This is a genomic window from Chromobacterium sp. LK11 (assembly GCF_001043705.1).
Lineage (GTDB): Bacteria > Pseudomonadota > Gammaproteobacteria > Burkholderiales > Chromobacteriaceae > Chromobacterium > Chromobacterium alkanivorans.
Genome location: NZ_LDUR01000045.1, coordinates 39,061 through 47,064 on the forward strand (window position 1 = coordinate 39,061; position 8,004 = coordinate 47,064).

Sequence of the window (8,004 nt, forward strand, 5' to 3'; positions counted from 1 at the left end):
GGTGTCCTTGGTCTCAAATGGGTGGGACGGCGCGCGGGCGACGGTCACAGCCGGCCGCCGCCGCAGGCTTCCGCCGCGCGGTCCAGCAGCCAGCGCACGATCAGCTTGGCGCGCGGCACGCGCAGCCCTTCGTCGCGGCGCCGCAGCGCCAGTTGCTGAGTGATCACGGCGAGCCGCAGCAGGCCGTAGGCGTACCAGTAGGCGGGAGACGGCACTTCGCGCCCGGCCGCGGCCGCGTACAGGTCCACCAGCGCCGCGCGCGTCGGCGCGCCCGGCGCGCAGCTTGGCCCCGGCGCGTCCAGCCGCAGCAGCGAAGAATCCCGGCCCTCTATCCAGTAAGCGAGCGCGGCGCCGAGGTCGGCCAGCGGATGGCCGACGGCGGCCAGCTCCCAATCGACGACGCCCACCACGCGCGCGGGATCGCCCGGATCGACGAGGATGTTGTCCAGCTTGTAGTCGTTGTGCAGCCAGGCGGCGGGCTCGGTCTCGGGCAGCAGCGCCGTCAGCCAGTCGGCCGCCGCGCGAAAATCCGCGTCCAGCGCCTCGCCCGCCTCCTCCGCGTTCCAGCGCCGCCGCCACTCGCCCAGGATGCGGCGCAGATAGTCGGAGGGCCGGTCGGCCGGCGCGACCGCCAGCGCATGCAGGCTCGCCAGCGTCGCGATGAAGTTTTCCGCGAGCCGGCGCACGGTGTCCGGCGCGAGCTGCCCGCAGGCGGCAGGCGCGACGCCGTCCAGCTTTTCGACCAGCAACAGGGCGGCGTCTTCGCCGTCGTCGACCGCCAGCGGCCTGGGCGCCAGCCGGAACTGGCCGGCCAGGCGCTCAAGCAGCGCGAAGCGGCGCCTCGCCTCGCGCGCGCCGCCCTCAGGCAGCCAGTAAGCGATGAGCTCGCGGTCGCCTCCCTGCACCAGAAACACTTCGCTGGCCCGGCCGCCGCCGACGCGCGTCGCGCGCGCGCCGGCCCCGGAGCGGCCCAGCGCCGCCATCGCGCGCTCCGCGATCCGCGCGCTCACGCCAGCTCCCGGCGGAAGCCGGCCAGCGCATGGCGCGCCACCAGGCTCTTGTGGACTTCGTCCGGGCCGTCGTAGATCCGCCCCGCGCGTTCGTGCCGCCACAGCACGTTGAGAATCGTGTCGCCGCTGACGCCCAGCGCGCCCTGCACTTGCAGCGCGTGGTCGAGCACGGTCTGCGTCGCGCCGGCCACGAAGAATTTAGCGATGGAAATGTCGATCTGCGCGCGTTCGTGGCGGTTCTGCAGCCGCGTGGCCGCCTGGTTCACCAGCAGCCGCGCGGCGTCTATAGACGCGCGGCTCTCGGCGATCCAGTTCTGCACGGTCTGGCGCGAGGACAGCAGCTCGCCCGCCGCCAGCTCCCGGCGGCAAGCGCGCCGGCACATGATGGCGAAGGCGCGCTCGCACACGCCTATCCAGCGCGCGCAATGATGCAGCCGCCCGGTGGCGAGCCGGGACTGCAGCACGACGAAGCCTTCGCCGGGCTTGCCCAGCATCGCGTCTTCGCCCACCCGGCAATCGTCCAGCACCAGTTCGCCGTGGCTGGCCCAGCCGCAGCCCTCGTCGCCCATCACCCGCAGATTGCGGACGCGGCGGAAGCCGGGCGCGTCGGTCGGCACGATGAAGGTGCTGGTGCGCGCGTGCAGCGGCGCGGCCTCGTCGGTGACGGCCAGCACGATGGCGAAGCCCGAGCCGTCGGCGCCGGAGGCGAACCATTTGCGGCCGCTCAAACGCCAGGCGCCGTCCTTGAACACCGCCGTGGTTTTCAGCGAGGAGGGATTCGATCCGGCGGACTCCGGCTCCGTCGCCGCGAAGCAGCTGCGCAGCTCGCCGCGCAACAGCGGCTCCAGCCAGCGCCGGCGCTGCGCCGGGGTCGCGTATTCAAGCAGCACGTCGATGTTGCCGGCGTCCGGCGCCTGGTAGTTGACCGCGTAATGGCCGAGCGGCGAGGCGCCCAGCAGCTCGCCCACCTCGACCAGCTCCAGCAGGCTCAGACCCAGGCCGCCGTCGGCGCGCGGCACCTGCGGCAGCCAGAGGCCCTTCATTCGGTTGGCCTCGCGGACGCCGCTCATCAGCCGCTCCACGGCTTCGAAATCGCCGTTGGCGAGCGCCGCCTCAGGTTCCGCCAGCGCCGCCTCGACGGCGGAGAATGCCTTCACTCGTGTATTCATTGTTCTTCCTCGGTTTCCTTCACTGAAACGGCGCGGCGCGCGGCGGCTTCGGCGGCGCGCAAGGCGGCGGCCGGCCCGCTGACGAACGGATGCCGCATGATGCCGATGTGGTCGCCCGGCAGGCGGATCGCCGCCGCGGCCGGCGCCGCCCGGCGCCAGCCGTCGATGAGCGCGTCGCCGCCGGCCGCGTCGCCGTCCTGATCGGCGGCGACCATCAGGTGCAGCGCGCCCGCATAAGGCGTCTCCGGCGCGTAGTCGGTCTGCGAATGCGCGATGAAGGCGCGCACGCGCGCCGCGAATTCGGCCAGGCCCAGTTCCTCCGGCACCGCGCCCGCCGCTATCAGCCGCTCGCGCAAACGCTCCACCCGCCGCGCCTCGTCCAGCGCGTCGAATTCCTCCTCTGCGAACGCCAGCCCGACGTCGGCCAGGCGCGCGAAGCTGTTGCCGATTTCCGCGATCCAGCGGCCGTCGGTCCAGTCTTCCCTGCGCGCCGCCGCCGCGGGCCCGGGCGGCAGGCTGTCGACCACCGCGACCCAATCCACCGCCTCGCCCTGCCCGGCCAATTGCCGCGCGATCTCGAAGGCGACCCAACCGCCGAAGGAATGGCCGCCCAGCCGGTACGGGCCGTAGGGCTGCACCCGCCGGATGTCGGCGATCAGCGCCGTCGCGATGGCTTCGACGCCGCCCGCGCCGTCGTCGTCGGGTCCGGGCAGCGTCATGCCCCAGACCGAGAAGGCGTTGGGCAGCTCCGCCGCCAGCGCGCGCAGATACGGCGCATGCCCGCCCGCGCCGGGCGCGAAGAACAGCGGCGGCGCGTCGCCGGCCGCGGACAGCGCGACCAGCGCGCCGACCCGGGCGCCGTCTTCGCCCGCGCCGTCGGTTTCTATGATCCGGGCCTGCTCGGCCACCGTCTGCGCCGTCAGCAGGCGGGCCACCACCCGCGCGTCCAGCCCGAAAGCCCGGCCGGCGCGGGAGCAAATCCTCAGCATCAGCAGCGAATCGCCGCCCAGCGCGACGAAGTCGCTGTCGTCGGACGGCGGGTCGCGCTTGAGCACCGCCGCCCACAGCGCGCCCAGCTCGCGCCGCAGCGCCGCGCCGCGGGGCCGCGACGCGGCGGACGGTTTGACCGCGGACGGCGTCGCCGCCGCCGAGGCCTCGCTCCTGCGCTCGCCGCCGTCCGCCTTGTTCTCGGCCAAGATTTCCGCGCCCGGTTCCGCCGGCGCGGATTCGCCGAGCAGCGCGCGCAGCGCGTCCGCGTAGCAAGCGACGAAGCGGCCGACGGTCGCCGCCGAGAAATGCCCGCGCGACGGCACCAAGCTGATCCGCAACACGCCTCGCCGGCCGTCGAAGCTGCTTTGCACCACCAGCGGCACATTCGTCGTGTCGCTGGCGTAGCCGTCGGAAACGTCGATGTCGCGCACCGCCTCCTCCAGCGCGCGGAAATGCGTGAAGTTGAACAGCGCGTCGAACACCGTGCCGGCCTGCCTATGCAGCTCGATCAGGGGATAGCGCCGGCGGCTGAAGACCTCCAGCTCGGCCGCCTGCACCGCGCGCACCAGCGCGGCGGGGTCGCCGACGCCGGCCGAGAAATCGAAGCCTAGCGGCAGGCTGTTCAGGAACAGGCCCAGCGCGCGGTCGCCGTCTACGCCCTCGCTGCGGCCGTTGAACACCACGCCGCTCGTCACCGCCGGCGCGCCGGCGATGCGCGACAAGGCGAGCAGATGCGCCGTCAGCAGCACGCTTTTCACCGAGGCGCCCGCGCTCGCGGCGAGCGCTTGCAGGCGCGCCGACTGCGCGGCCGAGATCGGCACCTCCGCCGGCGCCGCGTCGCCGTCCGGCTCGCGCGCCAGCCGCGTGGCCGGCAAGGCTTGAAGCCGCGCGCGCCACCAATCGCGCAGCGTGTCCGAACGCGCCGCCTCGCGCTCCCGCTCGACGAACTCTCGGAACCGGCTCGCCGGCGCCGCAAGCGCCGGCGGCCGCCCGGCCAGCCGCGCCGAGTAGTCGGAAATCAGCTCGGAGAGCAGCAGGTTGAAGCTCCAGCCGTCCAGAATCGCGTGATGCTTGGTCACGCCGATATGCAGCTCGTCCTCGCTCAGGCGATGCACGGCGAAGCGGATCAACGGCGGACGCTCGACGTCGAAGCGCCGGCGCCGCTCGGCCTCGCGCCAATCGAGAATTCGCGCGTCCTGCCGCGCCGGCTCCAGGCCTCGCCAGTCGCTGACCGCCAGCGGCAAGGGCACCCGGCGATGGACATACTGCAGCGGCTCCTCCTCGGCGGCCAGGTCGAAGGCGGTGCGCAGCGCCGGATGGCGTTCGAAGGCGCCGCGCAGCGCCGCCTCCAGAGCGGCCGCGTCGAAGCGCAGGGCCAGACGCTGATCGTTGACGTTGTGATAGGCGGAGTCCTGGCCGTGCCGCATCTCGTTGGCGAGCATCGCCATCTGCATCGCGCTCAGCGGATACGCGTCCTCGTACGCGGGGTCCAGCGGCGGCGGCGCGCTCGCGGCGGCCGGCGCCGAGCCCGCCTGGCGGACGCGCGGCGCGAGCCGCTCTATGGTCAGCGCGCTCATCAGATCCTCCAGCGAAAAATCGATGTCCACCTTGTGCGCGGCCGACAGGATCTGGATGCTCAGGATGGAATCGCCGCCCAGCTCGAAGAAGTTGTCGGTGACGCCGACCGGCGAGCGCTTGAGCACGGACTCGAACACGCCGACCAGCGCCTGCTCCACCGCGTTGCGCGGCGCGACGTGCGGACGCGCCGCTGCGCCGTCCGCCGCCAGCGCGTCGGCCAGCCGGCGGCGATCGAGCTTGCCGTTGTTGGTCAGCGGAATCGCGTCCATCTCGATCAGCCGCGCCGGAATCGCGTGCGGCGGCAGGCGCTGCGCGAGCCAGTCCCGCAAGGCGACGCCGGAGACGCGCGCCGGCTCGCGCGCGACCACAAAGCCCGCCAATTGGGCGTGGCCGTCCAGGGTCGCGTCGTCGACCATCACCGCCGCGGCGGCGACGTCCGGATGCCGGGCCAGCGCCGCCTCCACCTCGCCCAGTTCGATGCGGAAGCCGCGGATCTTGACCTGGTCGTCGATGCGGCCCAGGTAGTCGAGTTCGCCGCGCGCGTCCCAGCGCCCGAGGTCCCCGCTGCGGTAAAGCCGCGCGCCGAGCAGGTACGGGTCCGCGATGAAGCGCTCGCGGTCAAGCTCGGCACGGTTGTGATAGCCGCGCGCCACGCCCTCTCCTCCCACGTAGATTTCGCCCGGCACGCCGGGCGGCACCGGGTGGCCGGCGGCGTCGAGCAGGTAGACGCGGTAGCCGGGCAAGGGCCGGCCCACCGGGCTGCGCGAGGACTGCGCGTCGCCCGGGCCCAGCACGCGCTCGGTCACGTGCACCGTGGTCTCGGTGATGCCGTAGAGATTGACGAGCGCGACGCCGTCCGCATCGCGCAGGCAGGCGGCGAACTGGCTGGGTATCGTCGCCTCGCCGCCGAAGAACACGTGGCGCAAGCCGGCCGGCAAGGGCCGCCGCGCCTCGTCCAGCGCGCGCAGCAGTTGCTTGAAGGCGCTGGGGGTCTGGCTCAGCATCGTGACGCCCGCGCGCTCCAGCAGCGCGAGAAATTCGTCCGGCGCGCGCGAACAGCGGTAAGGCACGATTTCCAGCCGCCCGCCGTGCAGCAGGGCGCCCCAGATTTCCCACACCGAAAAATCGAAGGCGTAGGAGTGGAACAGGGTCCACACGTCCGACGGCCCGATGCCGTAGCGCCGGCGCGTGGACGCGAACAGGTGGTCCGCATTGCGGTGCTCGACGCACACGCCCTTGGGCTGACCGGTCGAGCCCGAGGTGTAGATCACATAGCAAAGATCCGTCGGCGAGGTCTCGCGCGGCGGCGGCGCGTCCTCGCCTTCGCCCGACGCCTGCGCCTCATCCATCCCGATACGCTCGCCGCCGAAACCGCCGAAGCGCTCGCCCGCCTCGGCGCCGCAGATCAGCGCGACGGCGCCGATGTCGTCCAGTATCCACTCTAGGCGTTCCGGCGGATGGTCGAGATCGAGCGGCACATAGCAGGCGCCCGCCTTCAGCACCGCCAAGATCGCGACGACGCTGTCCACGCCGCGCCCGAACGCCAGCGCCACCGGCGCGTTGCCGCGCACTCCGGCCGCGTCCAGCCGCCACGCCAGCCGGTTCGCGCGGCGATCCAGCTCGGCGTAAGTCAGCGTCTCGCCGTCGCAGCTCAGCGCGACGGCGTCCGGCCGCGCGCGCGCCTGCGCCTCGAAGCGGCGATGCAGGCACTGGCGCTCCGCATCGTCCGCGCGTCGGGCCTCCGCGTTCCACCGCGCGGCCAGCGCGCGGCCCGCCTCGTCGCCGAGCAGCGAGGCTCGCGCGACGCTCAGCGCCGGGCCGCCGCGTTCGAACTGGCCCAGCACTTCCGCCAGCATTTCGACGATACGCTCCGCCGACGCCTGCGTGAGCCGCTGGCGGTCGAAATGCAGGCGCAGGCGCAGGCGCTCGCCGGGAATCGCGACCACGGTCAGCGGATAATTGGTCTGTTCCACCACCTCGACGTCGCTGACGCCCAGTTGCTCGCGGTAGCGCGTCGCGTCCGCGCGCGCCGGGTAGTTCTCAAACACCACCAGGCTCTCGAACAAGGGCGCGCCGGGGGCGACGCCGCTCCAGGCCGGAATCGCGTGCAGCGGCGTATACGCGTAGGCTTCGGCGTCGACGTGCCGGCGATGCAGCTGTCTCAGCCAGTCGCCCAGCGTCAGCGCCGCGTCGACGGAGGCGCGCGTCGGCAGCGCGTTGACGAAGAGCCCCACCATCTGCTCGACGCCGCGCAGCCCGGCCGGCCGGCCGGACACGGTGGTGCCGAACACCACGTCGTCGCGGCCGCTCGCCCGCGCCAGCAACAGCGCCCAGGCGGCCTGGATCACCGTGCTCTGGGTCAGCTCGCACTCACGCGCCAGCCGCTGCAGTCCCTCGCTCGTCCGCGGGTCGAGTTCGCGTTCGATCAGGCCGTGGCCGGGCGCGCGGTCCGGGCTCGCCTCGTCGGCGAACGGCAAGGGCGTGGCCGAGCGCACATCGCCCAGCCGCGCGCGCCAGAAGGCTTCGGCCGCGGCGCCGTCCTGCTCGTCCAGCCAGTGCAGAAAGGCGCTGTACGGCTGGGGCGGCGGCAGCGCCGGCGCCGCGCCGCGCCGGAGCGCGTCGTAGAAGGCGAGCGCTTCGCCCAGCACGATCTGCACCGACCAGCCGTCCAGCAACAGATGGTGATAGCTCCACACGAACTCGTAGCGCTGCTCGCCGGTGCGGAACAAGGCGCAGCGCATCAGCGGCGCGCGGCTCAGGTGAAAGCCGGGACGTCGGTCCGCGTCGCGGTAGGCGGCGAGGCGGCGCTGCTGTTCCTCGGGGTCGAACTGTCGCCAGTCCTCCTCCACCCACGGCAGCTCGACGTCGCGGAAGACCACCTGCACCGGCTTGGACGGCCCGTCCCACAGAAAGCCGGTGCGCAGCACGCCGTGGCGCGCGATCACCGCTTCCAGCGCGCGCCGGTAATCGGCGGCGTCTAGCGCGGCGTGGAAGGCGCAGGCGACCTGTTCGTAATAGACGCCGGAATCCGGCGACTTCAGCGTATGGAACAGCAGGCCCTGCTGCGTCGGCGTCAACGGCAGCATGGTCTCGACTTTCGAGCGGGCTTGCTGTGCGGCATTCGATAATGTTTGGTTCATGACTGTTCGTTCAGTAGCTGTAACACTTCGTCGATATCGTCCTGGTCCAGATGGGCGAGCGGCAGGTCCGACGGCGTCAGGCCGCCCGACTGTGGCGACAGGCAATGCGCCAGCACC

Annotated in this window: 3 protein-coding genes; all 3 read right to left on the reverse strand. The window is 72.6% G+C overall.

What is annotated here, in order from left to right; translation table 11 throughout:
- Window positions 1-44 precede the first annotated feature (44 nt).
- Genes VK98_RS21440 through VK98_RS21450 form a run of 3 tightly spaced genes read right to left on the reverse strand, consistent with a single transcriptional unit; the run spans window position 45 to window position 7,887 of the window.
- Window positions 45-1,010 (reverse strand): phosphotransferase family protein, encoded by a 966-nt coding sequence (locus tag VK98_RS21440; RefSeq protein WP_048415976.1) that lies wholly within the window; start codon window positions 1,008-1,010, stop codon window positions 45-47.
- Window positions 1,007-2,179 (reverse strand): acyl-CoA dehydrogenase family protein, encoded by a 1,173-nt coding sequence (locus VK98_RS21445; protein ID WP_048415977.1) that lies wholly within the window; start codon window positions 2,177-2,179, stop codon window positions 1,007-1,009. The genes VK98_RS21440 and VK98_RS21445 overlap by 4 nt, the downstream gene beginning before the upstream one ends.
- A complete protein-coding gene (locus VK98_RS21450) occupies window positions 2,176-7,887 on the reverse strand; it encodes an amino acid adenylation domain-containing protein (protein ID WP_197083132.1) in 5,712 nt (1,903 codons plus the stop codon). Before VK98_RS21450 ends, VK98_RS21445 begins: the two co-directional genes overlap by 4 nt.
- Window positions 7,888-8,004: the final 117 nt, after the last annotated feature.

Coding starts and splice junctions, on each gene's coding strand:
- VK98_RS21445 (WP_048415977.1), bottom strand. CDS start 2,179: ATGAATACACGAGTGAAGGCATTCTCCGCCGTCGAGGCGGCGCTGGCG.
- VK98_RS21450 (WP_197083132.1), bottom strand. CDS start 7,887: ATGAACCAAACATTATCGAATGCCGCACAGCAAGCCCGCTCGAAAGTC.